At 59.4% G+C, this 26,796-nt stretch carries 29 protein-coding genes; 22 read left to right on the top strand and 7 right to left on the bottom strand.

Annotated elements, in window-relative coordinates:
* Positions 1-10: 10 nt before the first annotated feature.
* Positions 11-1,045: an RNA-guided endonuclease InsQ/TnpB family protein gene (locus WYS_RS14460; protein ID WP_236993901.1), complete on the bottom strand. Its 1,035-nt coding sequence runs from the start codon at positions 1,043-1,045 to the stop codon at positions 11-13.
* A 225-nt stretch (positions 1,046-1,270) separates the two neighbouring features.
* Between WYS_RS14460 and WYS_RS05020 the strand changes: the two genes are divergently transcribed.
* The 5 genes from WYS_RS05020 to WYS_RS05000 all read left to right on the top strand — a co-directional run bounded on the left by WYS_RS05020 (position 1,271) and on the right by WYS_RS05000 (position 7,577).
* On the top strand, positions 1,271-2,566 hold the full coding sequence (locus WYS_RS05020) for an Nre family DNA repair protein (protein ID WP_019177074.1): 1,296 nt from the start codon (positions 1,271-1,273) through the stop codon (positions 2,564-2,566).
* On the top strand, positions 2,559-3,380 hold the full coding sequence (locus WYS_RS14455) for an SPL family radical SAM protein (RefSeq protein WP_019177073.1): 822 nt from the start codon (positions 2,559-2,561) through the stop codon (positions 3,378-3,380). The genes WYS_RS05020 and WYS_RS14455 overlap by 8 nt, the downstream gene beginning before the upstream one ends.
* A 36-nt stretch (positions 3,381-3,416) precedes the next feature.
* Positions 3,417-4,184 (top strand): EFR1 family ferrodoxin, encoded by a 768-nt coding sequence (locus tag WYS_RS05010; RefSeq protein ID WP_019177072.1) that lies wholly within the window; start codon positions 3,417-3,419, stop codon positions 4,182-4,184.
* Positions 4,185-4,316: 132 nt separating this feature from the next.
* A complete protein-coding gene (thsB, locus tag WYS_RS05005) occupies positions 4,317-5,975 on the top strand; it encodes a thermosome subunit beta (RefSeq protein WP_026068825.1) in 1,659 nt (552 codons plus the stop codon).
* Between the two features lie 213 nt (positions 5,976-6,188).
* Positions 6,189-7,577 carry a hypothetical protein gene (locus WYS_RS05000; RefSeq protein WP_147654440.1) on the top strand — a complete coding sequence of 463 codons (1,389 nt, stop codon included), beginning with the start codon at positions 6,189-6,191 and terminating at the stop codon, positions 7,575-7,577.
* Positions 7,578-7,805: 228 nt separating this feature from the next.
* Here the strand turns inward: WYS_RS05000 and WYS_RS04995 are convergent, their stop codons facing one another.
* Positions 7,806-8,225, bottom strand: a complete 420-nt coding sequence (locus WYS_RS04995) for a hypothetical protein (protein WP_019177069.1) — start codon at positions 8,223-8,225, stop codon at positions 7,806-7,808.
* 218 nt (positions 8,226-8,443) lie between these two features.
* Here WYS_RS04995 and WYS_RS04990 point away from each other — a divergent pair, with 218 nt between their 5' ends.
* The 5 genes from WYS_RS04990 to WYS_RS15930 all read left to right on the top strand — a co-directional run bounded on the left by WYS_RS04990 (position 8,444) and on the right by WYS_RS15930 (position 12,967).
* Positions 8,444-9,271, top strand: coding sequence for a recombinase family protein (locus WYS_RS04990; RefSeq protein ID WP_019177068.1), 828 nt, complete (start codon positions 8,444-8,446; stop codon positions 9,269-9,271).
* Positions 9,264-10,088: a recombinase family protein gene (locus WYS_RS04985; RefSeq protein WP_019177067.1), complete on the top strand. Its 825-nt coding sequence runs from the start codon at positions 9,264-9,266 to the stop codon at positions 10,086-10,088. The genes WYS_RS04990 and WYS_RS04985 overlap by 8 nt, the downstream gene beginning before the upstream one ends.
* Positions 10,089-10,274: 186 nt before the next feature.
* Complete coding sequence (locus WYS_RS04980) at positions 10,275-11,543, top strand: ATP-binding protein (protein ID WP_147654439.1); 1,269 nt, start codon at positions 10,275-10,277, stop codon at positions 11,541-11,543.
* 101 nt (positions 11,544-11,644) lie between these two features.
* The gene (locus WYS_RS04975) at positions 11,645-12,439 is read left to right on the top strand and encodes a proline dehydrogenase family protein (RefSeq protein ID WP_081579836.1); all 795 of its coding nucleotides are present in this window, start codon (positions 11,645-11,647) and stop codon (positions 12,437-12,439) included.
* 366 nt (positions 12,440-12,805) lie between these two features.
* Entirely contained in the window at positions 12,806-12,967 is a 162-nt protein-coding gene (locus WYS_RS15930; protein ID WP_019177064.1) for a hypothetical protein, read from the top strand.
* Between the two features lie 886 nt (positions 12,968-13,853).
* Here the strand turns inward: WYS_RS15930 and WYS_RS04960 are convergent.
* Positions 13,854-14,195 carry a DUF190 domain-containing protein gene (locus WYS_RS04960; protein WP_019177062.1) on the bottom strand — a complete coding sequence of 114 codons (342 nt, stop codon included), beginning with the start codon at positions 14,193-14,195 and terminating at the stop codon, positions 13,854-13,856.
* Position 14,196: 1 nt separating this feature from the next.
* Positions 14,197-14,586 carry a fluoride efflux transporter CrcB gene (gene crcB / locus WYS_RS04955; protein ID WP_019177061.1) on the bottom strand — a complete coding sequence of 130 codons (390 nt, stop codon included), beginning with the start codon at positions 14,584-14,586 and terminating at the stop codon, positions 14,197-14,199.
* 278 nt (positions 14,587-14,864) lie between these two features.
* Between crcB and WYS_RS04950 the strand changes: the two genes are divergently transcribed.
* The 5 genes from WYS_RS04950 (at position 14,865) to WYS_RS04930 (ending at position 18,654) form a co-directional block, all read left to right on the top strand.
* A complete protein-coding gene (locus WYS_RS04950; protein WP_026068823.1) occupies positions 14,865-15,200 on the top strand; it encodes a four-helix bundle copper-binding protein in 336 nt (111 codons plus the stop codon).
* Between the two features lie 57 nt (positions 15,201-15,257).
* On the top strand, positions 15,258-16,787 hold the full coding sequence (locus WYS_RS04945; RefSeq protein ID WP_019177059.1) for an MBL fold metallo-hydrolase: 1,530 nt from the start codon (positions 15,258-15,260) through the stop codon (positions 16,785-16,787).
* 230 nt (positions 16,788-17,017) lie between these two features.
* Positions 17,018-17,290, top strand: coding sequence for a hypothetical protein (locus WYS_RS04940; protein ID WP_019177058.1), 273 nt, complete (start codon positions 17,018-17,020; stop codon positions 17,288-17,290).
* Complete coding sequence (locus WYS_RS04935; RefSeq protein ID WP_019177057.1) at positions 17,287-17,658, top strand: hypothetical protein; 372 nt, start codon at positions 17,287-17,289, stop codon at positions 17,656-17,658. Before WYS_RS04940 ends, WYS_RS04935 begins: the two co-directional genes overlap by 4 nt.
* Before the next feature lie 102 nt (positions 17,659-17,760).
* Positions 17,761-18,654, top strand: a complete 894-nt coding sequence (locus WYS_RS04930) for an SDR family oxidoreductase (protein WP_019177056.1) — start codon at positions 17,761-17,763, stop codon at positions 18,652-18,654.
* Between the two features lie 9 nt (positions 18,655-18,663).
* Here the strand turns inward: WYS_RS04930 and WYS_RS14450 are convergent, their stop codons facing one another.
* The 3 genes from WYS_RS14450 to WYS_RS14445 all read right to left on the bottom strand — a co-directional run bounded on the left by WYS_RS14450 (position 18,664) and on the right by WYS_RS14445 (position 22,104).
* Positions 18,664-21,072, bottom strand: coding sequence for a GAF domain-containing sensor histidine kinase (locus tag WYS_RS14450; RefSeq protein ID WP_019177055.1), 2,409 nt, complete (start codon positions 21,070-21,072; stop codon positions 18,664-18,666).
* Between the two features lie 112 nt (positions 21,073-21,184).
* Positions 21,185-21,616 carry an ester cyclase gene (locus WYS_RS04920; RefSeq protein ID WP_019177054.1) on the bottom strand — a complete coding sequence of 144 codons (432 nt, stop codon included), beginning with the start codon at positions 21,614-21,616 and terminating at the stop codon, positions 21,185-21,187.
* A gap of 53 nt (positions 21,617-21,669) precedes the next feature.
* Complete coding sequence (locus WYS_RS14445; protein ID WP_019177053.1) at positions 21,670-22,104, bottom strand: ester cyclase; 435 nt, start codon at positions 22,102-22,104, stop codon at positions 21,670-21,672.
* 107 nt (positions 22,105-22,211) lie between these two features.
* On the opposite strand from WYS_RS14445, the gene WYS_RS04910 reads away from it, so the two are divergent.
* The 7 genes from WYS_RS04910 (at position 22,212) to rd (ending at position 26,795) form a co-directional block, all read left to right on the top strand.
* Positions 22,212-23,513, top strand: a complete 1,302-nt coding sequence (locus tag WYS_RS04910) for a phenylacetate--CoA ligase family protein (RefSeq protein ID WP_026068821.1) — start codon at positions 22,212-22,214, stop codon at positions 23,511-23,513.
* Entirely contained in the window at positions 23,513-23,938 is a 426-nt protein-coding gene (locus tag WYS_RS04905; RefSeq protein WP_019177051.1) for an ACT domain-containing protein, read from the top strand. The genes WYS_RS04910 and WYS_RS04905 overlap by 1 nt, the downstream gene beginning before the upstream one ends.
* A gap of 46 nt (positions 23,939-23,984) precedes the next feature.
* The gene (locus tag WYS_RS04900; protein WP_162137699.1) at positions 23,985-24,977 is read left to right on the top strand and encodes a S66 family peptidase; all 993 of its coding nucleotides are present in this window, start codon (positions 23,985-23,987) and stop codon (positions 24,975-24,977) included.
* A gap of 69 nt (positions 24,978-25,046) precedes the next feature.
* Positions 25,047-25,559: a YbhB/YbcL family Raf kinase inhibitor-like protein gene (locus WYS_RS04895; RefSeq protein WP_019177049.1), complete on the top strand. Its 513-nt coding sequence runs from the start codon at positions 25,047-25,049 to the stop codon at positions 25,557-25,559.
* A 10-nt stretch (positions 25,560-25,569) separates the two neighbouring features.
* Positions 25,570-26,031, top strand: coding sequence for a YbhB/YbcL family Raf kinase inhibitor-like protein (locus tag WYS_RS04890; RefSeq protein WP_019177048.1), 462 nt, complete (start codon positions 25,570-25,572; stop codon positions 26,029-26,031).
* 66 nt (positions 26,032-26,097) lie between these two features.
* The gene (locus WYS_RS04885) at positions 26,098-26,637 is read left to right on the top strand and encodes a hemerythrin domain-containing protein (protein WP_019177047.1); all 540 of its coding nucleotides are present in this window, start codon (positions 26,098-26,100) and stop codon (positions 26,635-26,637) included.
* The gene (rd, locus tag WYS_RS04880) at positions 26,634-26,795 is read left to right on the top strand and encodes a rubredoxin (protein WP_019177046.1); all 162 of its coding nucleotides are present in this window, start codon (positions 26,634-26,636) and stop codon (positions 26,793-26,795) included. Before WYS_RS04885 ends, rd begins: the two co-directional genes overlap by 4 nt.
* Position 26,796: the final 1 nt, after the last annotated feature.

Raw genomic sequence — 26,796 nt, 5'->3', positions numbered from 1 at the left:
CACCCTGGCGTCAGCTGCCCACGAGCAAGCTCACGGGCTTGCAGCTAAACTCAGCCTCAACTGCCATACGGCCTTCAGCCTCATCGCTCGCTACATTTGGCTCGCTGACACGGAGCCTGCCGCCCTCCCGTGTAGAGAAGGCGGCGATGTTCCTGCTGGCATTCAGATCCGCGTCCAACGTGAACCTGCACTGGACGCATGTGAACTGCCTTCCTTTTCTATTGTTCTGAGAGACGTGACCACATTTAGAGCAGGTCTGAGAGGTGTGGCGAGGATCGACGAGCATAACTTGCTTTCCCAGGGCCTCTGCCTTATACTGCACGAACTGGATCAATTCGCCAAACGACCAACTGCCCAACTTGCTGTTGAACTTGCTGCGATCCCGTATGCCTGTCAGGTCCTCGAAGACGAAAACATCATACGGCTTGTTCACTATCTCTTTGGCCACACGATGGTTCAAGTCCCGAACAAACCGTCTTTCTCGCCCGCTTACCTCACGAAGCTTCCGTCGAGCGGAGCGAGTGCCTTTGGACTGGAGTTCAGCCTTGAGATGTCTGTACTTGCCTTTGACGTTTTTTAGGTGTTTGGAGTTGTAGAAAGTGTTGTCCGAGCACACCGCGATGTTGTTGATGCCCAGATCTATCCCCAGACGCCTGTCGCCGCCGCTCAGAGGAGGGGCTTCACCCTCGACTACGGTATTGAGGAAACAAGCGTTCCGTCCGACGATAAGCTGGGCGCTCTTTATCTTCCATGACTGGTATTGTCGGTAGTATTCCGGTAGATTGAACTCGTACCGCTTCCTGCCGAAAACCGTGCTAATGGTAAGGTATCCATGTTCCAGCCAGACATTCAACGTTCTCTTGTCGTAACGGATAGAACTGAACGGCCTCTTCCTGATCTTGTGCTTGAACTTGTCCCGCTTGAGCATATCGCTAGCTTGGTCCCTAGCGGTCACCACGAGGCCCGAGGGCAGTGATGGAAAATCCTCTCGTATTCCTTTGTACGTCGCGTGGTGCAACTTGTTCTTGTTGTACTGCTTGTTCATTCGGCCCCAGTCCAAGACACACTGGCACGCCTTGTTGAACTCGTTAACCGTCTCAATGAGTTCAACGGTTCGTTCCAAACGGATCTTGATGGTGCGAAACATCTGGCTAGAGATTGTCAATCAAGAGATACTTCTGGCTACATGTAATTCATCTTTGAAAAGGCGGGGTTTCCGGCGATACTTATTATAAAGTCTAAATAGCCTTGCGCAGTTTGAAAAACTGATATGTTCGGACAGGGGACCTCAGGCTTCGATTCTCACGTCAGATCGCTTTCCTCAGCGGGGGCGCTGCAGGTGCCCGCCGGCTCGCCGTGCGTCATCTGCAAGGGCTCCAAGAACCTCTGCGGGAAGGACCGCTGCCCCCTGATGGTCAAGTTCTACTCCCATTCCAAGACCAGGAGGCTGATCAACGCTCTGGATATGCAAGGCATGTCCCCTCCCGGCATCTTCATCGGAAGGTACGGATACCCGAAAGTGGACATCGGTCCGCTGGTGCCGCCGATGATGGGCGACACCTCGATGATGGACACCCCTGAGCAGTGGGTAGGCAAGTCCATCGAGGAGATCGTGGATTTCCGGTTCAACCTGGTGAGGGGGAAGCACCGCATCGACGCGGTGAACTTCGAGCAGTTCGGGCGCATCGTCGACCAGACCCGCGACCTGGCGCTTTCCATCAACCCGCTGGAGGTGGAGGCCAAGTTCGAGAAGAGGCCGTCCGGGAGGCTTGTCCTGGACGACGAGGTGCAGCCGTTCGGACCGTCGGCCCGGCTCAAGGAGCTGGACGTGGGGAACCCCCGCTACGAGCAGCACGTGGAGAAGGCGTTCTACGATACCGATCTCAGAGCCACCGAGGCGGTGAAGGATCTGTACCGCAGCGGGGTTATGATCTCCAAGATCCAGAAGGCCTTCTCCGTGGGAGCGTTCGGCGTGGACAAGAACCGCAAGTTCGTGCCCACGAGATGGTCGATCACCGCGGTGGACGACATCCTCGGCAAGTCCTTGCTCTCGGACACTAAATACAATCCGTTCATAGGGGACTGGAGGGTGTATGACTGGTACTCTCTGGACAACCGCTGGAGCGTCCTGCTGATGCCCACGTCCTGGAGGTACGAGCTCATCGAGGCGTGGTATCCCAACACCACCTGGAACCCCCTGGGCAGGGAGATCGAGATCATCAGCTCCCATGAGTTCTTCAACGGGCGGAAGACCTATGCAGAGATCGGGGGCTGCTACTACGCCGCCCGCCTGGCCGTGAACGAGCTTCTGACCAAGGAGCGCCGCCAGGCCGGGGCGGTCATATTCAGGGAGGCGCACCCCGGGTACATCATGCCGGTAGGGGTGTGGAACGTGCGGGAGAACGTCCGCGCCGCTCTGCAGACCGAGCCGGCCCGTTTCGAGACGGTGGGCGAGGCGCTGTCGCACGTCTCATCGAAGATGTCCATACCTCTGGAGCGATGGATCGCCGCATCTGGTGTCCTCAAGGACCTGTTCACCCAGAGGAGGCTGGACGACTATGCCTAGCCTTGAATCGTTCGAGGACGGGCGGCCGAGCTACAAATGCGTGGAATGCAAGAGCGCGCTCTCGCTCTCGAAACTTCCGGGCCTGAACTTCGCCATGAACCCCTATCGCGGCTGCGCTCACGGCTGCGCATACTGCTACGCGCCGTACGTGATGAGAGTGCCCATGGCGGAGTGGACCAAGGTCTCGGTGAAGGAGAACATGCCGGCGGTGCTGGCCAGGGAGGTCCCCCGCCCCGGAGTGGTCGGGCTGGGCACTGTGACGGACCCGTACCAACCGCTGGAGAAGGCCACCTGCCTAACCCGCCGGTGCCTGGAGGTGCTCCGGAAGGCGGAGACGGCCACCAGCGTCCTGACCAAGAGCGCGCTGGTTACCAGGGACCTGGACATCCTCCGCCGGATGAAGGCGGTGGAGGTCGGGATAACCGTCACCACCATCGACGACGAGCTCGGGAAAGCGCTGGAGCCGGGGGCGTCCCTCCAATCGGAACGCCTGCGGGCGGCCAGGGAGCTGGTGGACGCGGGGGTGCCGACGTACATCTTCCTGGGGCCGATCATCCCGCTGGTGACCGACGACCGGCTGGACGACCTCATCTCCGCCATCGCGGACACCGGGGTGAAGAGGGTGATGGCGGACCGCCTGAACCTGCGGCCGGGAATGGGCGCCAGGATCACCGAGGCCCTGGCACGGGCCGACCCGTCCCTGGCCGAGAGGGCGGCGCCGCTGTTGGACGATCCCGGCCATTACTCATCGGTCATGAGCAGGATAGAACGGGAAGGGAAGGCCAGGGGGCTGGAGGTCTCGCGTGCCTTTTAAGCCCCCCTCGTCCGAACGATCAGATGGAGCGATGCCATGATCTTCTATTTCTCGGCCACGGGGAACAGCAAGCATGTCGCTTCGAGGATCGCGGCAGGGATGGGGGAAGACATCGTCGCCATCGCGGACTGTGTGAAGGAGCAGAAGCTCACCTTCGAGGCGGAAGAAGGGGAGAAGATCGGCTTCGTCGCTCCGGTCTATTTCTGGGGCCTGCCCTCCACAGTACGCGACTTCCTTGAGGATCTGGAGCTTCGGATCCTCACCCCTCGCCGCCCCTACATCTATCATGTGGCCACCTTCGGAACGACCACGGGCCAGGCTGGCCGGATGGTCGACGAGGTCCTGAGGAAAAAAGGCCTGTCGCTGGACGGCAGGTTCAGCGTTCGGATGCCCGACACATGGACTCCGGTCTTCGATCTCACTGACCGAAGCAGGATCGAGAAGATGAACCGCGAGGCCGAAAAGGAGATCGCGGAGGTCGTCGAGAACATCAGGCGAGGGTCCGTTGGTGACCTCAGCCGCCGAAAGGTGCCCCTAGCCTTGGTCAGGCTCTACTATCCCCGTTATGAGACTTATCGAAGGACGCAAAACTTCACGGTGGAGGACAGTTGCATCGGGTGCGGGCTGTGCGCGAGGAAGTGCCCGGCGGAGGCCATCGAGATGCGGGAGGGAAGGCCGGCATGGGTCAAGGAGAAGTGCGTGCTTTGCCTGGGGTGCCTGCACCGCTGCCCGAAGTTCTCGATCCAGTACGGGAAGGGGACCAAGAAGCACGGTCAATATATCAACCCGAACGTGGAAATGTAGGCGAGCGGGAACTATGGGGCCTCGGAGACCGCGGGCGGCCTTCGCTACCCATTGTGCGCTCTCGACCGTGGTAATACAACAACCCTTATATAGAAGCGATAAAATATCGGCCCCTCGAAAAGGAGGCTTATAATGGCATATTCTCTAGGACAAGGCCAACCGATCATTGTGCTGAAAGAAGGCACAGAGCGCACCAAGAACAAGGAAGCGCAGGCCAACAACATCGCTGCTGCCCGCGCTATCGCTGACGCGGTACGCTCCACCTTGGGGCCCAAGGGCATGGACAAGATGCTCGTGGACACTCTGGGAGATGTTGTGATCACCAACGATGGCGTCACCATCCTGAAGGAGATCGACGTCCAGCACCCCGCGGCCAAGATGGTCGTGGAGGTCGCCAAGACCCAGGATGCCGAGTGCGGCGACGGGACCACCACCTCTGTTGTAGTGGCCGGCGAACTGCTCAAGAAGGCCGAGGCCCTCATTGACCAGAACATCCACCCCACCGTCATCGCCAACGGGTACAGGCTCGCCGCGGCCAAGGCCGTGGAGCTGCTGAACGACATCGCTGTTGATGCCAAGGGCGACGCGACCCTGAAGAAGGTCGCCATGACCGCCATGACCGGCAAGTCCGTCGGCGCTTCCAGGGACTACCTGGCCGACCTCGCCGTGAAGGCCGTGAAGTCCGTCAACGAGAAGAGAGACGGCAAGGACTTCGTTGACATTGACAACATCAAGGTGGAGACCAAGACCGGCGGCGCTATCGCCGACACCGAGCTCATCAACGGCCTGGTGATCGACAAGGAGAAGGTCCACCCCAGGATGCCCAAGAAGGTCGAGAAGGCCAAGATCGCCATCATCTCTTCCGCTCTTGAGATCAAGAAGACCGAGGTCGAGGCCAAGATCCAGATCCGCGACCCTGCTTCCATGCAGCGCTTCCTCGACGAGGAGGAGAACACCCTGAAGAACATGGTCGAGAAGATCAAGGCCGCCGGCGCCAACGTGGTGTTCTGCCAGAAGGGCATGGACGACCTGGTCCAGCACTACCTGGCCAAGGCGGGTATCTACGCCTGCCGCCGCCTCAGGGAGTCGGACATGGAGAAGGTCGCCAAGGCCACCGGCGGCAACGTCGTGGGCAACCTGGACTCCCTCTCCAAGAGCGACCTCGGGACCGCCGACGCCGTTGAGGAGAGGAAGATCGCTGAGGAGGCCATGACCTTCATCACCGGCTGCAAGAACCCCAAGGCCATCAGCATCATCATCCGCGGCGGCACCAAGCACGTTATCGACGAGGTCGAGCGCGCTCTGCACGACGCCCTGAGGGTCGTTGGCGTTGCCGTTGAGGACGGAAAGGTCGTCGCCGGCGGCGGCGCTGCCGAGATCGAGCTGTCCATGAAGCTGGCCGACTTCGCTTCGTCCGTGGGCGGCCGCGAGCAGCTCGCCATCGAGGCCTTCGCCGAGGCCATGGAGGTCATCCCCTGGGCTATCGCCGAGAACGCTGGGCTTGACCCCATCGACCTGGTCATCCAGCTCAAGAACGCCCACGAGGCCAAGAAGAAGGGCGCCTCCGCCATGGGCATCGACCTGGCCACCGGCGAGCCGGCCAACATGCTGGACGCCAACGTCATCGAGCCCCTGAGGGTCAAGACCCAGGCCATCGAGTCCGCGACCGAGGTCGCCGGCATGATCCTGAGGATCGACGACGTTATCGCTTCCAAGAAGGGACCCGCCATGCCCGGTGGGCCCGGCGGCATGCCTGGCGGGATGCCCGGCGGCATGCCTGGCATGATGTAAGGGCCGTAAGTTCTCCTTTCAAAACCCCTTCCACAATCTCTTATTTTTCTTTATCATCAGGCTTTTCATGCGGACCGCTTCCGTCATCTCACTTGTATCCGGTGCGGTACACATTCTTGATTTCTATCGGACGAAAATGATAGGCAGGTTCAATATACTATATTCTGTTCCTATTGCAACTTAGCCTAACATTTGGCTTAGGAGGTATAACTGATGGGAAAAATGATCACAGCGGCCGTGACCCTGGTCACCGCGCTGTTCCTGGTCGGCCTTTTGGTGCCGGCCGTGAGCGCGGAGCCGGCCGAGGCACCGGCCTGGCAGAAAGGTGATAGGTGGGCCTTGGGATGGGACACCAGCTTCAGCGCTAAGAACAACGCCACTGTCAATCAGGCCCTGGCGCAGGCCGTCAGCTCGATGACGGGCATGAGCTTCGAAGAGGCCAGTGCGCAGGTCTCCACGAACGCGGCGATATACGCGCTGTTCGAAGTGACTGGCGTGAACGACACCGCTTATGTTGTCAGCACCAAGATCGCCGTCAAGATGGAGGCGGACATGGACGCGTCGGTCTCTGGACAGCTGCCCAAGGCTGGCACCTATAATGTCCCCAGTCCTTATCTGATACCTGCAGAGAGCAAGGAGGCGAAGACCATCAGGGTGGTCCTAGGAGCTGACTTCGCGTTCGTTCTTGAAGGCACCACTGTGTTCAACAAATCCTTGGCCATCGAGAGCGTCGATCTCAGCGCTAAGGCCTCGGCCATAATAAGCTTCGATGCGACCAACCTTCCGATGTTCAATAATGATGAGGGACAATACACCGTCGCCTACCAGAATTATGACATCGATGCCAAGCTCGTCTTTAGCCTGGACGTGAACGTCCTCTTCGAGCCGCAGCCCCTAGACCTGTTCGGCCTCGATCTCTATGATGGGAAGGAATGGGACGTCAATACCGTAGCCAACATCAGCGGCGAGATCGGAGGCTTCCTGGACGTCAAGGGCTTGTCCGAGGAGATGCAGGAGGATTTCTTCGACAACGAGCTGATGAAGGAGGCCGGCGTCACTGCCTTCCCCATCAAATTCGTTGACCTCATTCCCGAGGACAGAAAGCTCAGCGACGGGAAGTTCGGGGCCATCGAGCGGAATATCGATCTAAGCTTCTCTGCCAATGAATCAGAAAGCGGCATTTACGAGATAACCGTGATGGGAGCTGACGAGGATGGCGAAGACCAGGTGAACGGCGAGTTACAGGTGCCCCCGGGCTCTGGAGAAATAGTTTCGGAGCAATCGAGGTCGATAGGGCTCAAGTATTACTACGACCCCGATCAGAGGTTCCTCTCTGGGGCAGGGGTCTCCATGAGCATCGGGGACGTACCCATAGACCTCTCTGACTTCATGCCGTTCATGGAACCGGTCTCGGTGAGCAAGGCCCAGTCGGAGATAAATTCCATAGAGAACTTCCAGGCGGATGTGGAGAAGAGGGCCGGCAGTGACAACATCACTGACTTCTTCTTCGATCCCCCGTACATCGGGTTGATCCTGATCGTCGTAGCGGCGGTAGTGGTCGGCGGAGTTCTCTTCATGGTCACCCGCGCCAGGAAGAAGTAAACATCTTTTCAAAATTTTTCTTCTTTTCTTATTTTTCCATCGCCTGCTCACTTCTCATTCAACTCATTCAAGGGCGAGCTCGGAGCGTTGTTCTATATTTATTAAATTATCTAATTACTGATCTTTAATTTGTCTTCAGGCCGGCCAGGCGGAAAATCGACGCCCCTTGAATATCTTGTTATTGTATTAATAATAAATAAAAATGAGGTAAAGAGAATAGCTTTATAATCAAAGCATCTCTATTTTTCCCTTCTTCCCCTTGGAGACATCCACCCCGTACTCCGTCTGCTTGGTGTAGCAGTCGGTGAGCTTTAAGGAGGTTCCCACCTGGATGTTGAGGCCTTCGGGGAGATCGACGTCATCGTCCCAGAGGGTTAACCTGCAGTTACCTGACTCGTCCTCCACGTTGATGTTCCTGACCCGGCCCTGTCCGCCGGTCCTCTTGTTGAATGTCTTGGTGTCGTTTATCCTGGCGACCTTGACCACCGCAGTGATCTCCTCGCGGTCGCTGAAATCTGCGATCTTCTTTTCTGCTGCCATTTTCATGCCTCCCTCTTCCATGACCAGCCGCTTCAGGGTCTCGTCGTCGACAAGTCCGCCGAACTCCTCCCTGAGCCTGACGATCTTGGATTCAGGACTATCACTCATTAAGACCGACCATTAAATTAATCCACTTAAACCCACTTATAAGGATATGGCAGATAAATAATATGTAGTAACGATAGATGCTAAATAATAATAGCATAATGCGTCATTGAACAAAAATGTGCCCGGGCGGATGACCCTAAATTTTGTATTCCCAAACGTAGATGCCCCGCCGGGATGCATTCGAGCCACGCCGTATCGTCATTGCAGGAGCGGTGAGCATGCGCGCCGCCATCTACGCCAGGGTCTCCACTGACGACCAGGCCAGAGAAGGGTTCAGCATACCTGCCCAGCTGAAGCGCCTGCACGCTTACTGCAAGGCCAAGGGCTGGGACGTCGCCGGGGAATACGTTGACGATGGGTACTCTGGCCGCGATACCGACCGTCCCCACTATCGGCGCATGATGGGCGACAAGGACGGCTGGGACGTGCTGCTGGTCCTCAAGATGGATCGTATCCACAGGAACTCTCGCAACTTCGCCCAGATGATGGACGATCTCGGCAAATGGAAGAAGCAGTTCAGCTCTATGCAGGAGAAGTTCGACACCACCTCGGCCATGGGCCGGTTCGTCATGGACATCATCCAGCGCATCGCCCAGCTCGAATCGGAGCAGACCGGCGAGAGGGTCAAGGTCGGAATGCTCCAGAAGGCCAAGAAGGGCCTCGGGCACCTGGGCTCGCCGGATCCGTATGGATACGAGATCGTGGACGGCAAGCTGGTGGTGCGCGATTCCGAGGCCGGAGTGGTGCCATACATCTACCAGTCCTACATGAGGGGGTGCACCCTCGACCAGATCGCCCAGGAGCTGAACCGGAGGGAAGTGCCGTCGAAGAAGGGCGGGGCCTGGTCCAAGCAGGCGGTGAGCAGGATACTGCGCAACCCCTTATACTGCGGCTACATCCAGTGGGACGGCAACCTCATCCACCTGGACCATTACGTCCTCATCTCCCCGGGGGCCTACGACATGGTCCAGGAGATGATGGTGGAACGCAGGCGCAACAGCGCCGGCCAGTCGCACCACCGACTGGAGGCGGTGGAGATTGGTTAGCGCGGCCATCTATATCCGCGTCTCCACTGAGGAGCAGGCCGAGGAAGGCTACTCCCTGGACGCGCAGCAGGAGCGACTGGTAGCTTATTGCGAGGCGCAGGGCTGGGACGTTGCAGGGATCTACGCCGACCGGGGGCACACCGGACGGAAGATAAGCACCCGCGAAGCCTACAAGCGGATGATGGCCGAGAAGGACAGCTGGGACACCATCCTGGTAATGAAGATGGACCGTATCCACCGCAACTCCAAGAACTTCATCGAGATGATGGACAACCTGGAGAAATGGGGGAAGAAGTTCACCTCCATGCAGGAGGAGCTGGATACTTCCTCAGCCATAGGGCGCTTCGTGGTTGACATGATCCAGAGGATCGCCCAGCTCGAATCGGAGCAGATCGGCGAGCGTACCTACGCTGGCATGGAGCAGAAGGCCACCACCGGCGGCCTGCTGGGCTTTTATCCCCCCTACGGGTACAAGGTCGAGGACAACGATCTCAAGATCATCGAGGAGGAAGCGGCCTGGGTGAGGTACATCTTCAGCTCGTACCTCGGCGGGATGACCATGTGCGAGATCGCCGACGCGATGAACAGCAACAATTTCCTCACCAGGCAAAAGAAAGAGTGGACGAAGTGGTCCATCAGCCGCCTCCTTCACAACCCCGCCTACGCCGGCTACCGCCGCTGGGACAAAGTGGAGGTGAAGTCTCAGCACCCCGCCATAATCGACCTTCAGACGTTCATCCGGGTGCAGGAGCTTATCGCCTCGAACGTCCGCGACCCCCGGCGCCGAAAGGTGTGGTCACCCCCGGCCGGGCAGTGAGGATCACGGCGAGCCACCCCGGTAAGTCCTCACGGACGCCAAATTAGGAAATAAAATAGCGCCAAATTAGGAAATAAAATAGCGCCAAATTAGGAAATAAAATAGCGCCAAATTAGGAAATAAAATAGCGCCAAATTAGGAAATAAAATATATCCAGTGATGCCATGCTGCATCAGGCCTGTGACCATGGAACAAAAATATCTGGGACGGATCGCCGATAAGGTGTTGAGGGCCTCCCTGGAGGCCTCTGGCGCGGTCCTGATCGAAGGGCCCAAATGGTGCGGGAAGACCAGGACCGCCGAAGAGGTGGCCGCGAGCACACTGTACATGCAGGACCCCGACCATACCGAGAGCTACCTACAGGCCGCCGGCGTGAAACCATCACTGCTGCTGGAGGGAGAGACACCGCGGCTTATCGACGAGTGGCAGATGGCCCCGGTGCTGTGGGACGCGGTCCGTTTCGCCGTGGACCGGCGAAGGAAGAGCGGGCAGTTCATATTGACCGGTTCGGCCGTCCCCCGGGATAATGCGGTGAAGCATACCGGCACGGGCAGGATATCCCGGATGCTCATGCGACCCATGAGCCTCTTCGAGTCATTGGAATCGAACGGCGCCATTTCGCTCAGCGCGCTGTTCAGCGGGACTGTCGGCGGGGAATGCCTGTCTACACTCTCCGTCGAACGGCTGGCCTTCGCGCTGGCCCGCGGGGGCTGGCCCGCTTCCGTGGTCGAGCCCAAGAGCAATATCGCGCTCCGGCGCGTCTACGACTACGTGGAATCGGTCATCGGTGTCGATGTCCAACGAGCGGACGGAGTGAAGAAAAGCCCGGCCCGCGTTCGCGCGCTCATGCGCTCGCTGGCGAGGAACGTATCGACCCAGGCGAGCTTGGCGACCATCCGCGACGATATCGCGGGGGACGAGAGCGCCATAACCGAAAGGACGATGGCTTCCTATCTAAGCATCCTTCGGCGCATCTTCGTGGTAGAGGACCTTCCCGCCTGGAACCCGGCCCTGCGCTCCAAGACCCCTCTGCGGACCGCCCCGAAGCGCCATTTTGTCGATCCATCCATCGCTGCGGCGGTCCTGCGAGCCTCGCCGGAGAAGCTGCTGAGCGACTTCAACACGTTCGGCCTGCTGTTCGAATCGCTTTGCGTCCGTGATCTGCGGGTGTACGCCCAGGCCCTGGACGGCGAGGTCTTCCATTACCGGGACAAGAGCGGGCTGGAGGCCGATGCCGTCATTCACCTTAAGGACGGGCGATGGGGCGCGGTCGAGGTAAAGATGGGCGCCGTGGAGATTGAGACCGCCGCCCGGAACCTGATGAAACTAAAGGAAAAGGTGGACCTGGACAAGATGAAGGAACCATCCTTCCTCATGGTGCTGACCGCCACTGAGCTGGGCTACCGCCGTGATGACGGCGTGTATGTGGTGCCGATAGGATGTTTGCGCGAATGACAGGTCCGTCGAACGACCTCGTCGGGCTCCGGGATTGGTGAGATATGGACCTCGCCCCGGAGTGAGCAATATTATCCTGAGCGGGTGCAATATCATAGTTCATGGAAGACCGCTGGGTCTTGCCTGATCAGGCCGCCGCGATCGAGTGGTGCAGGCAAAGGAACGAGCAAAGTATCCGATGCGCAATGGACGTTCTCGCCAAGTACTCGAGGACCGACGCCTCCATCGACGAGGAGGTCCTGCGGATCGAGGAGCTCGCCGCTGCGATCAGGAGAGAAAAGCTCAATGCCTCCGTCGTGGTCAAGCTCTCCGCTCTAGGGGGCACCCTGAACCGGGAGATCTGCATTGAAAAGTCCCGACTTATTTGTGAAAAAATGCGCGATCTCGGAGTGAGCTTCGAGCTGGATATGGAGGGGCAGAGGATGGTCAACCTCACTCTTGAGGTGGCGGAGGAGTGCGTCCGCATCGCGCCCGTCACTGTTGCCCTGCAGGCCTACCTGAGACGCACCCACGCCGATCTGATCAGGATGCTGGACGCCGGCGTGAAGGTCCGCCTGGTGAAGGGCGCCTACCTCGGGGACATCCGCGAGTTCGACCTCATCGCCGAGGTGCTCAAGGACCTGGTGGAGGAGATAGTGGACCGCAATACCCCCTTCAGTATGGCCACTCACGATCCCGATGTAATCAAATGGGCGAAGGCCCGGGCCAAGGACAAGGGCCTCATCGAGTTCGGGTTCCTGAAGGGCTTGGCGGACCAGACCAAGGTCTCCCTCGCCGCCGAGGGATGGGTCGTCTCGGAGTACGTCCCCTTCGGGAAGGATAAAGAAGGGTATGAGTCGAGGAGAAGGGCGTACCTCAAGACCCTCGACGACCTCGGGCGCTCCCCCGCCCCTTAACACCTAATTATCTTTGTATATTTTCAGACCCCTTCATTTCCTGTAGAAATATAATTTTAAGGAATTGTTGAGTTCAACGGCGCTGAGGCGATTAACTTTCTATGTAGAGGAAAAATTGGCGTACCGGGCCCTCTAGGGTCGCCATCCAAGTTGACGTTCGGGACACCGTTGTTGACTATTTTATCCAAATCTGCTCACTATTCTATTGTTCCTGTTGTTTAGCATAACGCTCATAGGATTATTGCAATATGCGGAACTATGATGATTATTGAAATTGATGTCTTCAATAGAAAATATTATTAATATAATTCACATAGCGCGGAAGGCCGATTAGGTAAATGGGATGCTAGCGGCAGAAGGGATGGGATGCAGGAAGATTACGACAAGGACTCCAAGACGAGTATACAGATCTCCCCGATAACGAGGGACCGTCTGTTCAAGCTCAAGTTCCGCCGGACCTATGATCAGTTCCTCAACGAACTGTGCGATCAATATGAGAAGGCAGATCCGCAGGAAAAAACGGGTTGATTCATCCCGCTTTTCTTCATCATTTTTACGTCATTTCGGATAGAAATTATAAAATTACGATTGATACGTTATAACAACAATAAGTATAGCTATATGCTTTATGCAACATTATGTTGAAAAATGAATCTCACGACGGGTTAGTGGAGAGCGTCGTGCTCTTGTTCTTCATTTCTCCTCCAGATCTCCTAGGGATCGTGCAATGCACCGATATTGTATATTAACAGATAGATAGAATTAAGTGATGCCTCGGCCTTTAAAATGCTTGCAACATGGCCCATTTTTCGGAAACGCATCGCTGCTTCATCTCAAAATGGTCGACCGTGGCGGTTTTGGTGGCAACAGCAGCAATAGTGTGTCTTCGATTCCATCGCCTCAATGACATATTGTTCAGCTCGATCATCTTCATCGCGGCTTATCTTCCTACTATTCTCTACATAATTTGGCTTTACTTCATAAAAATGGAGGTGACGATCGAGGGTTCCGAGATCAGGGATAGATATCGTGCGTTACCCGCAGACGATACCTTTGAGCTCGGTAGTGAATTGCCTGATAATTCGTATTTCACCACTGAAGGATTTTCAGGGTTACGGGGTCAGGCTTGGGGGAAAAATCATGGGATATATTGCACCTAGAACACCCCGAGGCGTGAGGCCCTCTATCTCGGTGGGAAGACTCTCGTCATATCGTCGAAGCGACCAGAAGAACCGCTGAACGCACTATGCGCCCAATAAGAAATGGCAATAATGCGGCTTATCTTCCTATCGAAATAGGGTATATCTAATATATTTGTTATAGTAACGATACATAAGAGATTAGTAAACGTGATTACTAAATACAATATTTTCCCAGATGTCGGCAAGGAAGCATGAGGGCATCGAAAGCCCACTCATCTCTCATCGGACGAGATCATGCTCACGACCGTGACCTCGTCGAGAGTGATGAGGCCATCCCTGGCGATCTCGCGTACCTTCGGCAGCACCGATTGTATCTTTCTCTCCGAATCGACCGCGTCGATGACGACCGGCAGATCAGTGGAGAGCCGCAAAGGATTGGTCGCGTGCAACAGGCTCTTCTTCCCGTAGCCGTAAACGCCCTTGGTCACGGTCGCTCCCCATATCCCTCTCTCCCTGAGGTAGTGGACCACTGCCTTATAGGCCGGCAGACCGCCATACTGGTCCGACTCTCCCACATATATCTTCAGCCTGATCGCCTTTTCCTGAAGGTCCATCTCAATAGCCTCCCAGCAGGAGGCCGACCGCTCTTCCCAGGAACGCCCCGATCACACACAGCCCCCCGTTAAGAATGATGTTCCCAAGGGCCCATAACCATTGTCCCTCGATGAATAGTGCGACCGTATCGAGGGAGAATGAGGACATCGTAGTGAAGCCGCCGAATATGCCGATGAACATGAACGCCCTGAACTCGGGTGTCAGGCCTGTTCCCTGGGACAAGTAGAAGAATATCAGCGATATCAGGAAGCTGCCGATGATGTTGACGGCGAAGGTCCCCCATGGGAAATCACCGCGGGTGAGGTATCCTTGCACGAGATAGCGCAGCACGCTGCCGATGGCGCCGCCCGTTGCGACGAGCAGGATCAGCTTGATGTCGACGGGCTCCATTGCATGGCGATTATGCATCCCTGATTTATTGTTGTTCGTTCGTTCTTCCCCATGGGCGGCCCCATAGAAATATGAATATGCAAATAATATAGATTGTAGCTATATTACTGTAATATTTTTACTAGATGCATAACTTGTCTTACACAGGACGCTCAAGTCTATTTTAGAACACGCACTGGTCGGGATGGGAGCGGAGAACCACTAAGTACCTGCGTGGAACAACGATTGTTATGGGTTGACGTATGCAGATAACTCTGGTCAGGACGAGGGATCGCAGAATGCAATCATGCATCGATGAGTGCGCGAACTGCCACCAGGCTTGCATGGAAACGATCTCCTACTGCTACGAGCTCGGCAACGAATATGCCGGGTCGGCGCACATGAGGCTTCTCTACGACTGCGCCCAGCTGTGTGCGACCCTGCAGGACACCGCGACCTTGCATTCTCCCTCCTCCATCCCGATGTCATTGGTGGTGGCGGAGGTATGCAAGCGTTGCGCCAAGAGCTGCGAGAGCTTCAAGGGCGACCGCCCCATGGAAAAATGCGGGAGGGTATGCAGGAGCTGCGCGGACGCCTGCTCCGCCCTCGCTTCAGGGAAGATCATCATGGAGTAGGGGCGGTCCTCAAAGGAAATATATAGAAAGGAAAGCGGTGCGCGGGCGGGGACATAATTGGTAACGTTCTCTTTCATCGCCCGCATGCCCGACGATCCCGGCGCGCTTCATCGTGCTGCAGAGATCATCAAGAGCCACGGCGGCAACATCCACCGAGTGGACTACGACCGGCGCATCGATCCCCACGTTGTCTTCTGGGAGATCGACGCCGACGAGGGCGCTCCGGAGCTTATCAAGCAGGACCTCCAGAAGATAGGATACCTGCAGACCTCCCTGGCGACCCTCCGGTTCCTGAAGTTCCACGTGTACCTTCCGGACAAGGCGGGCATGCTGTTCGATTTCCTCGGCTACACCACCGGGGCGGGCGCCAACATAGCCTTCCTCGACTTCGACACCAAGGGCAAGCACCCCGGCGCACTGACGGTCGCCCTAACGCTGGACAACGACGCGGTGGCCAACTCCCTCCTAGAACAGCTCAAGCTCCGCTATCGCCTGGAGATCCTGGAGTACGACGTCACCGGCAAGAAGCTCGATGACACCGTCTTCTACCTCCGCTTCGCGCAGGAGATCCGCGAGCTGATCGGCGAGGCGGGTGACGAGTTCCTGATGAACCTGCTGCACGACGCCAACCACATCGCGCAGGAGCTGACGTCGCAGGGCAAAGATCCCAAGGTGGTCTTTGATTCCATCCTCCGCTCCGGACGCACCCTCCAGCAGACCCGGGGGCCCGGCTTCTACGCCGATGTCCAGCGCATCAAGCTCTCCCCGGAGGCCCAGGTGCTGTGCTTCCAGCTCCCCTGCGGCGGCTCAGTGTACATCGTGGAATCGAAAGGAGAGATGGTGATGATCGATTCCGGGTTCGGCATATACCACCACGAGATAATGGACATGCTCACCGCCTACGGCCTGGACCTGTCCGGCCTGAAGCGCATCTACATGACCCATGCGGACGCGGACCACGCTGGCGGGGGAGGGTTCTTCGATGTCCCCACGGTGATGCACCCGGGGAGCCAGGAGATCATAAGATACTCCAACCGCGCCTACGGGTCCAAGATGGAGGGCTCCATTCTCGGCGCCGTGTACACCACTCTCATCAATTTGTTCTCCGGGTTCAATCCCCCCACCAATGTGGAGGTCCTTTCCGCCGCGCCCAGCGGCGAGATGTGCGGCCTCCCGGTCCTCGGCGAGTTCACGGTCGGGGGCCTGAAGTTCAAGGTGCTGGAGAGCCTCGGCGGCCACCAGCACGGGCACCTGTTCTTTCTGTGCGAGGACGAGGGGCTGCTGTTCACCGGCGACTGCCTCATCAACTTCGGCTCGTTCACCGAGGAGAGGGAGAAGTTCGCCACCCTGGCCACAATTCTCATGAACTCCGTCAACGTGGACAGCGAGCGCGCCTCCAAGGAACGCAAGTGCCTCTTGGGGATCGCCAAGGACCTCGACGCCAAGCTCGGCACCGGGGGCAAGAGGCTGCTGATCTGCGGCGGGCACGGGGCGGTGTCTACTCTGGAGAGCGGCAAGCTTACCACGTTCGGCGAGGTCATGCGCTACGCCCCGGACCCGTCCCTCTATCCCGCCCGGGGCGCATGACGAGATCGCGCTAAGAAGAGGCGTTGTAGGGATCGCGATATCCGGCGCAGCGCCGCCATAGAGTGGTCTCCATATCGTCCGTCCGATCTGCCGCGAAAGGCGCTGGCCTCTAGAGGGGCATCATTAGTTTTATGCTTGTTAAAAAGTCTCTCCCTGGAGGGGAGGCAGGAGGTGTGGGGGCCACGCAGGCCCCATCAGTTCTCTCTATCTTCCCGTGACGATGTGATTATATGTCTGATGAGCAAGACAACAGCAGGGCTGGCGGTTCCGGATCGAAGAAGATCATCATGGTGGCAGCGGTCGCGGTCGTGATCGTACTGGTGGCCGCGGTATTTCTCATCGGCCAGGGCGGTGAAGGCAACCAGCCCAAGGGGCTGGTCACGGGCGCCGCAGACATGAGCGTCATGCTGGGACCCGATGGCATGGGCCAGGAGTGGGACCTGAATTATAACAGTACCTATATTTCAATGGGACCGGAACCGCCTACAGGCTGCAAGGATTGATCTCCGCGGGGCACGTTCTTCTCTACAAGATCGATGATCAGGGGACCCAGCTCTACCTATTGAAGATGGAGATGGGTATATTCAACTCCCTGGAGAACGCAACGGATGGGTATGAGAACACATCTGCCAAAATGGCAAAAGCTCTCGGCGGGCAGGGCGCCACTTCGAAGAATGTAACGGTCGGTGACGGCGGGGTACTCTTCGCCGTCAAGAACTACGTTAGCCAGGACGACAGGACCTCCTATGTGCTCCTGTTCCGGGAAAGGAACGTCATATGCACTATGGAGTACAGCCCGTTGGCGGAGGGAATGGCCGTGACGGAGCAGGACGTACTCGATGCGGCCAAAAAGCAGATCGACAAGCTCTGAGGGCCCCGCGCCCTCCTTTTTGGAGCATCTTCGGTTCCGATATGCCCCCCTTGCGCGACCGGAGGGGCAAACATCTTTAATCGGCCGGTTGGCAAATCCATCATGGAGAGGACCATGGGCAACATATTCGTTCTCGGCGCCACCGGTCACCTGGGCGGGCAGGCCGCAAAGCACCTGCTGGAACGTGGGGTTCATCCCAGCGACATCATCGCGGTGGCGCGCAACCTGGACAAGGCAGAGCCGCTGAAAGATATGGGCATTAGCGTGAGGAGAGGGGACTACGATGACCCGAAGTTCTCGTACGAGACCTTCCGGGGGGCCGACAAGCTGCTGTTCGTGTCGTCCTCGTCACCCGACAACACCCACCGCATCAAGCAGCATGCCACGGTAGTAGAAGCCGCTCGCGACGCCGGGGTGAAGCATATCGTGTACACCGGGCTGGCCTACCCGGAGAGGTCGACCTCGGGGCTGGAGAACGTGCATCTGGCCACCGAGCTCGCCATCAGGTCCTCAGGGATCCCGTACACTATCATGAGGAACGCGTTCTACATTGATTATCAGATAATCTCTCCCGACGTCGAAAGAGCGGTCCGCAGCGGAAAGTACCTCGCCGCCGCGGGCGGACAGAAAGTGAACTTCGCCGCCCGGGACAACATGGCCGAGGCCGCCGCGGCGGTCCTCACCTCTGACGGGCACAAGAACAAGACCTACGAGATAACGTACCCCCGGCCGTACTCCTACGAGGACGTCGCCATGGCCATATCGAAGGTCTCGGGGAAGCCCATCGAGTACAGGGACGTCACTCCCGAGGGGATGAGGGACTACCTGGCAAGTTTGGGGCTCACCCCGGAGCAGATCGCACGGGACCCTTCGGCGTTCCAGCCCGCGATGGCCACCGGGTGGGCGAGCGGGACCTCCGACGCCCTCGTCGACCTCATCGGGCGGGACAGGCTGATCACCGTGGAGAGCTGGATACGGAGCATCCTGGGCAGGTGACGCGTCCACTCACTCGATACCGACCACCCTGGGCCCGCTATCGATGCCCGCCACCGGCAGGAGGACCACGAAGCGCGCCCCCTTCTTGTAGTTCCCCGGGATGCGGTCCTCTATCCATACCCGGCCGTTGAAGTCCTCCACGAACCTCTTCACCAGGTACAGGCCCAGGCCGTGCCCCCTTGCTTTTCCTTTGACGAACCGCTGGAACAGCTTCTCCTTGGCGTCGTCCGGTATCCCCGGGCCGTTGTCCTCCACGTCCACCCGGTGGTACTCCTTCCCGCCCTCGTAGTATGTGGACGACTTTATGCGGATATATACATCGTTCCCGGAGTGCTTGACCGCGTTCCCTACCAGGTTGTCGAAGACGTCCTTGAGGATCTCATTAGCCAGCACTAGCCTCCGCTCCTCGCGCTGGAACTCGATGGTTACCTCCTTGTACGGCACCTGTTCCCACTCGTGCTGGACCTCCTCCAGCATCCAGGACAGATCGATGAGGCTCAGCGACCGGGCCTCCGTTTCCAGCCTCTGGATCTTGCGCACGTTCTCTATGAGCCTGGACACCTGGTCCAGGAGATCGTTGCTGTTGCTCACGTACTGCTTCGCCTTCAGCGTCAGCTTCTCCCGCTCCAGGGCCAGCTCGAGGTACCCTTTGGCCGCGGCGTTGAGGTTGTTGACATCGTGGGACAGGAGGTCCAGGTACAGCTCCATCTTGTCCTTGGACTGCACCGCCTCCTGCTCCAATTTACGCTGGGCGGTGATGTCCTGGAGCACGCTCACCGCCCCGATGATCTTGCCCTTGCCGTCTATGACCGGAGCCGCCGAGGCGATGACCGTGCCGATGGAGCCGCCGCCCCGCCGGATGTCGATAACCTCTCCCAATACCGTTTCCCTCTTCTTCAGCGCCCTTACGATGGGCCAGTCGTTCTTCTTCAGCTTCATCCCATTGTCGGCCCATCGGCCCTCGTGGCTGCTCAGTTCATCGATATTCTTAGGCGTAGCGCCGTGGCCCCAGATGCGGTCCCGGATGGCGTTGTACTCCGCCGTGGTCCCGTCAGCATCCACGATTAGTACTCCCACCGGCAGGGTGTTCAGGATGGCCCTCAGGCGGCTCTTTTCCTCTTCCTCCTTCCTGGCCAGCTCCCTCATATGTTCCTTCTCCAGGACCTGTCCGGTGACGTCGTTGGCCGCCAGCAGCACCGTTCGCTGCCCATCTCTGCTCATGGGCGCGATGATATAGGTCCAGTAGCTCATGGTACCATCACAGAGGCGTACGGGCACCTCCTCGTTCCGGACGGCCCGCCATTCCTGCACGGCCCGACCCAGGGCCTCCTGGAACGTGGCCTTCGTGGATTCCGGGACCATGTTCTGGACGGCCTTGTCCATGCTCTCGCCTTCCGCCACCTCCCCCATATGCTCCTTGAACATCGCGTTCGCCAGCACCACGGAGTGGTCGTGGGCGTTCAGCACCACGATGCCAGCCAGGGACCTGTCGATGATGTCCTGCAGCCGCACACGCTCCCTCCTCTCCTCCTCCAGCAGCTTGGCGTTTTCCAGCGCCAGTGATACGGTGTGGGCGAGCTTCAGCGCGAAGTCCTTCTGAGCGTCGGTGAACGTCACTCCCCTCCTGCGGTACGGGAACAGCATGGCCCCCACCACCTCGCCCCGCAGGGTCATGGGGATCGCCACGACGGACCGCAGGCCCAGCTCGCCCTGCATCTTCCGGCCGATCTGGGACAGGTTCACCGTCTCCATCATCACCAGGCCGTCCTCCCACAGGCCGGGCAGGGACTCGCGGAGCCACTGGTCGGTGACGGTCATGCCCTTCTTGTCGGCCAGGTCCCCCACGGAGTGGCGGATCACCCAGCAATCCCCCTCCTTCAGCGACGCCCCTGCCGCGTCGGACTCCAGCGCCCGGCGCGCTTCCGTCAGGACGCGGTCCATGACCTCGTCGATGGACCTGGCCGAGGCCAGTTCGGCGTTGATATCGCTGAGCACGGCGTTCAGCATCCTGGCCTGCATGATGTCGGTGACCTCGTTGAAGCTGAAGGCGATGGCCGCGACGTCCCCCCGGTCATCGAATATGGGCTCCAGTTCGAACCCTATGAACATGGTGGGCCGGTCCACCGGGCGAAGCTCCGCCATGCCCTTCCTGGCCTCCTTCCTGTCCACCGCCGACAGGAACGCCCGGTCCAGCACATCGGCCTGGCCCCTTATCGCGGTGATGTCGGACCAGTCGGCGATGCTATCCACGCAGGCCCGCTCCCTTAATGCGGTGGAGGCCGCGGCGTTGGCGACGATGCACCTCCCTTCGGGCTCGAACATCATCATGGGGTGCCCGGTGCAGTAGAAGAACTCTCGTATGAGAAAGCTGTCAAGACTCTCCTGAACGATGCCTCTGGAGTACTCCTGCCGGACCATTAGAACTTCCCCGACGAGCTTTCTCGTCGGTGATTTGTTCTCGAAGCATCGATATAAATAGTATTGGTCCTGAAACGACGAAGGGAGAAAACTGGGACCGGCGGGAAGGCCCTCAGGGCGGCATCATGCCCAGCTGGCCGTACATGGCGGCGGTATCCTCGACGCCCCAGTACTCGACGATCATCTCCCCTTCAAGCCTGAACATGCCCAGCTCCATGAACTCCATCCTCTTGTCCGAGGGAGGGCGGCCCATGAACTCCCCCCTCTGTGTGCCGCTCACCCGCACCCGCACTCCCACCTTGTTGCCCTGCGCGATCATGTCCAGGACCTCCAGACGAAGGTCCGGGAACGCCGAGTACCATGGCGCCATGAGCGCCTTCACCCCCTCGATGCCACCCTCCAGGTCCCGTTCGCCGTGTAGCCTGAAGTCGAAGCCCATCAGCTCGTCCACATGGTCCAGGTCCCCGGTGTTGAGGTATTCGTCGTACAACCTCTGGACCAATATCTTGTTCATCTCGGGATGTTCCATTCTCGCTTCGGCCATGATAGTCCCTGGTGCGCCCCACATACTAATAACGTGCTGGGGCCGCCCCCGGCTCAATCGATCGGGATCTCCAGCTGCCTCATCATGGTCACGATGTCCAAGGCGTCCCAGTGCTCCGCGATCTTGCCGTCCTCGATCCTCAGCTCGTCGAACTCCACGATATCGAAGCTCTTGCCGTTGGGCCTCTTCCCGTTCCATTCGCCGTTCCAGGTCCCGGTGACCCTGGCCCGGAGGAAGACTTTGTCCCCCTCCGCGGTGATATCCTGGATGTCGATCCGGAGGTCCGGGAACGCCGTACCGAGGACGGCGAAGAACTTCTTCAGCCCCTCCTTCCCGGGAGGTGGCCCCAGTATGCTGTGCTGCACGTAGTCATCGCTCACGAAATCGTTGATCCAGCTCACGTCGCCCTTCCCGAATGCCCTGAACAGGCCGAGCACCATCATTTTGTTCGCCTCCTCCACCGTGGCGCCCTCATGCATGGCGGTCATGAACGGTGGTTGGCCGGCCATGGGCCATAAACGTTGCGTGGCGGCCGCCGCGGTCAAAGCTTTAATCTGGAAAGCTGTTCTCGTCCGATATCGCAATAGGTGACATGATGAGATACTGGGACCCCCGGATCGAGGAGATGTCCAGGCCAGAACTGGAAGCCATGCAGTTCAAGCTGCTGAAGACGATGGTGTACAGGCTGTACTCCTTCTCCGACTTCTACCACGCCCGCATGAAGGCGGTCAACGTGCACCCGGACGACATACGCTCCCTCGCCGACATCACGAAGCTCCCGTTCATGTACAAGAAGGACCTCCGGGACAACTACCCGGACAAGCTGTTCGTGGGCCCCCAGGACGAGCTGGTCCGCTATCACGTCTCCTCCGGCACCACCGGAAAGCCTACTGTGGTGGGGTACACCCAGAAGGACCTCGACAACTGGGCCGAATCGGTGGCGAGGGCCCTCACCTCCGTCGGCCTGGGCCGGAAGGACACCATCCAGGTCAGTTACGGATATGGGCTGTTCACCGGCGGCCTGGGCCTCCATTACGGGGCGGAGAAGATCGGGGCGACCGTGGTCCCCGCCTCGGTCGGCAACACCGAGCGGCAGATCGAGCTGATACAGGACCTCAAGGTCACCGGCATCTGCTGCACCCCGTCGTACATGGTGCACATGTCCGAGGTGGCCGAGAAGATGGGGGTGGACTTCCAGAAGGACACCCGGCTCAGGACGGCCATTCTGGGCGCCGAGCCGTGGTCGGAGAAGATGAGGCATCGCATCCAGGATGCTACCGGCATCATGTGCTACGACATTTACGGAACTTCCGAGCTGTCGGGCCCGTTATTCACCGAGTGCGCCGAGCAGAGCGGCATTCACATATGGAACGACCTCGCCTATGTAGAAGTGATAGACCCGGAGACGGGGGAACAGCTCGGTCCCGGTGAGAAGGGCGAGTTGGTCATGACCATGCTGCAGAAGGAGGCGCTCCCCATGGTCCGCTACCGCATCGGGGACATAACCTCGTATGATGACTCAGAGTGCGGGTGCGGGCGTTCCCACACCCGCATCGACCGCATCAGCGGGAGGGTCGACGACATGCTGATCATTCGCGGCATCAACGTGTTCCCGTCGCAGGTAGAGTACGCGCTGATGACCATGCCCGAGCTGGGGGAGCACTTTCAGATCGTGGTGGAGCGGGAGGGCTCCCTGGACACCATGCTGGTCCGCGTGGAGCTGAAGAAGGAAGCGTTCACCGACAAGCTGGATGACCTCCTGAAGCTAAAGAGCAAGGTCGGCCACGTGCTGAGAAACTCGCTGAACGTGGCGGCTGACGTGGAGCTGCTGGGGCCGGGGACCCTGACACGCTTCGAGGGAAAGGCCAAGAGGGTCATCGACCGGAGGCAGATCTGATGACGTACACCATAAAGCAGATATCGATCTTCGCGGAGAACCGGCCGGGGAAGCTGGCTTCTATCGCGGAAGCGCTGGAAGAAGAAAAGGTCGACATCAAGGCGTTCTCCATCGCCGAGGCCAGCGGCTTCGGGGTGGTCAGGGCGCTGGTCGACGACCCCCAGAGGGCCCACAAGAAGCTCACCGAGCTTGGCTATGCCGTCCAGTTCACCGATGTCATTGCCGTGCGCATGAGGGACCGCCCCGGCGGACTGAGGGCGGTGGCCACTCTGCTGGGGGAAGCGAACATCAACATCGAATACGCCTATGCGTACTCCGGCAAGGGCGCCGCCGTGCTGGTGCTCCGCGTCGACCAGGTCGAGGACGCCATCAAGGCGCTCCTGGCCAAGGGCGGCGACCTCCTCGAGGCCAAGGACCTGTCCTGAGATGGTCCCGCCGATAAGGCCGCCGCGGCTGAAAGAGGGCGGCACGGTGGCCGTCATATCCCCTTCCTGGGGAGGCCCCCACGAGTTCCCCAAGGTGTACGAGCGCGGCCTGTCGGCGCTGCGCTCTCTCGGTCTCGAGATCAAGGAGATGGCCTCGACGAGGGCTCCGCAGAGATATCTGTACGAGCACCCGGAGGCCCGGGCCCGGGACCTGCGGGACGCCTTTCTCGACCCCGAGGTCGACGGGATCGTGTGCTCCATCGGAGGGGACGACTCCATCCGGCTACTGCCCTTCCTGGAGGCCAGGGAGCTGGTCCGGCACCCCAAAGTGCTGATGGGCTTCTCCGATAACACCGCTCTTCTCGCATACCTCGCCATGGCGGGCCTGGTGACGTTCTACGGCCCCTCAGTGATGGCGGGCCTGTCCCAGATGGAGAAGTATCCTCGGCAGAGGGAGCATATCGGGGCGGTGCTGTTCGGCGCTCCCCGAACGTACGAGTACTCGCCCTTCCCTGCCTTCAGCGAGGGGTACCCCGACTGGTCCAATGACGCCCTGGCGGGCCATGTGTCCAGGAAGAAGCGCCACCGCGGGTGGAAGGTACTTCAGGGCGACGGCGCGGTCCGGGGCAGGCTGTTCGGCGGCTGCCTGGAGGTGCTGGAGATGATGAAGGGCACCGAGTTCTTCCCGCCCAAGGCTTTCTGGAAGGGCCGCATACTGTTCCTCGAGACCTCTGAAGAGAAGCCCACCCCGGGGGCGGTGAAGTGCATGCTCCGCAACTACGGCATGCAGGGAGCGTTCGAGCACCTCGCGGGCCTGATCATGGGGCGGCCGCGCGACTACAGCCGCAACGAGAAGCGCCACCTGGCCGAGAACGCCAAGGCGGTGGTGGCACAGGAATTTGGGAGGCCCGATCTCCCCGTCCTCATGGACCTGGACTTCGGGCACACCGACCCGCAGTTCCTCCTGCCTTACAACATCAAGGCCGAGATCGACCCGTCAGGGCCGGGGTTCCGCCTACTGGAAAGCCCGGTGCGCTGACCTCCCAAAACTCATTTATACCCAGCGTTGGGAAGGGGAGAACGAGGTCGTTCTTTTGGAGGTCTGCTGTTGAAGAGGATCGAGGAAGAGGTCGCGCATATGCCCCGGCAGAAGGGCCTGGAGGTCTCGGTGGAGAGCGGGGAGCTGAAGCACGATGAAGTCTGCGAAGGGACGCAGTACTCGCCCCAGATCGTGGTGGGGAACCTGAGAGCGCCGTTCCTGGCCGTGGTCATGGACGACGTGGATGCATCCCAGGGATCTTTCGTGCACTGGCTGCTGTGGAACGTGGAGAAGACCGAGGCGATCCCGCGGAACCTGCCCAAGAAGGAGGAGATAGAGCGGCCCGTGCGGGGCCGGCAGGGCCGCAACTCCTTCGGCGACATCGGCTACACCGCCCCCTGTCCACCCAAGGGCGCCCGCCGCCGCTACCGCTTCAGAGTGTACGGGCTCAACGAAGCGCTGGAGCTGGACGGCGGCTCCACCGGCAGGGACCTGGAGCGGGCCCTGGAGGGCCACATACTCCAGTACGGGGAGGCCTTCATCACTTACGAGCGACCGATGCCGGCCATGAGGGCCCGCTAGGAGGGATATCATGAGAAGCAAGATGGAAGAGATCCAGGTGGGGTTGGGGTTCGATGCCTTTCCCCGGGAATGCACCTGCGAGGGGGAGGACATCTCCCCGCGCATCGCCGTCGGGGGGCTCCGGGCCCCTTACATAGCCTTGATACTGGACGACGCCGACGCCCCCGGAGGGACTTACACGCACTGGCTGTTGTGGAACGTGAAGGCGGCGGACGAGATCCCCGGAGATGTATCCAAGGTAGAGCAGCCTCCCGAGCTGGAGGGGGCGTCCCAGGGTATCACCACCGGGCGAAGGACGGGGTATCAGGGCCCCTGTCCGCCCAGCGGCAAGCCGCATCGCTACTATCTCAAGGTGTACGGCCTGGAGGGGCCGCTGGAGCTGGAGCCCGGAGCTACCAAGGAGATGTTAATGGCAGCGATGGAGGGCCGCGTCCGGCAGTACGGGGAAGCGATGGCGCGGTTCGGCCGGTGACGGCCCGCGGCATCCTTTTTATCTTCCTCGTGCAATTGCTGAGCTATGTTGCCGGCAGGCCCACTCATGATCGAGCACCGCTTGATAGAGAGGATGATCTCGGTATTGGACCGCGAGAGAGAGCGGATCGAGGCGTTCAGCATCGTGGATACCGTACTGGCCGGCCAAGCCATCGACTTCATGTCCTCCTACGCCGACCGCTGCCACCACGGCAAGGAGGAGAACATCCTGTTCAGGAAACTGGAGGGCAAGGGTCTCAGTTCCGAGGACCAGGGGACCATGGCGAAGCTGACGGAGGACCACCGCCGCTCCAGGGAGATGGTGGCGGAGCTGAGGGAGGCGGTGGCCGAATACTCGGGGGGCGACCCGCCGGCGGCGCTCAAGGCATCGGACGTGCTCCGGCGCATCGTGTCGCTGTACGCGGCGCACATCAAGCTGGAGGATGAGGTCTTCTTCCCCCGCGCCATGAAATATCTGTCAAAGGAGGAGAGCGCACTAATGCTAAAGGAGTTCGAGGAGTTCGACCGCAGGATGGTCCATGAGCATTATACGGAAGTGGTGGAGGCGGCTGAGAAGAGCTTCCCCAATAAGGGGGTGGGGCAGTGAAGAAGTACCGCTGCGTGGTGTGCGGGTACGTCTACGACCCCGCGGTGGGGGACGACCTCTCGGGGATACCCCCGGGAACGGCGTTCGAGGACCTGCCGGACGACTGGACCTGCCCCATGTGCGGCGCGTCCAAGAGCGAGTTCGAGCCGGTCGACTGAA

The organism is Methanomassiliicoccus luminyensis B10 (assembly GCF_000308215.1).
Classification (GTDB): domain Archaea; phylum Thermoplasmatota; class Thermoplasmata; order Methanomassiliicoccales; family Methanomassiliicoccaceae; genus Methanomassiliicoccus; species Methanomassiliicoccus luminyensis.
This window is presented reverse-complemented; position numbering and strand designations above follow the sequence as displayed.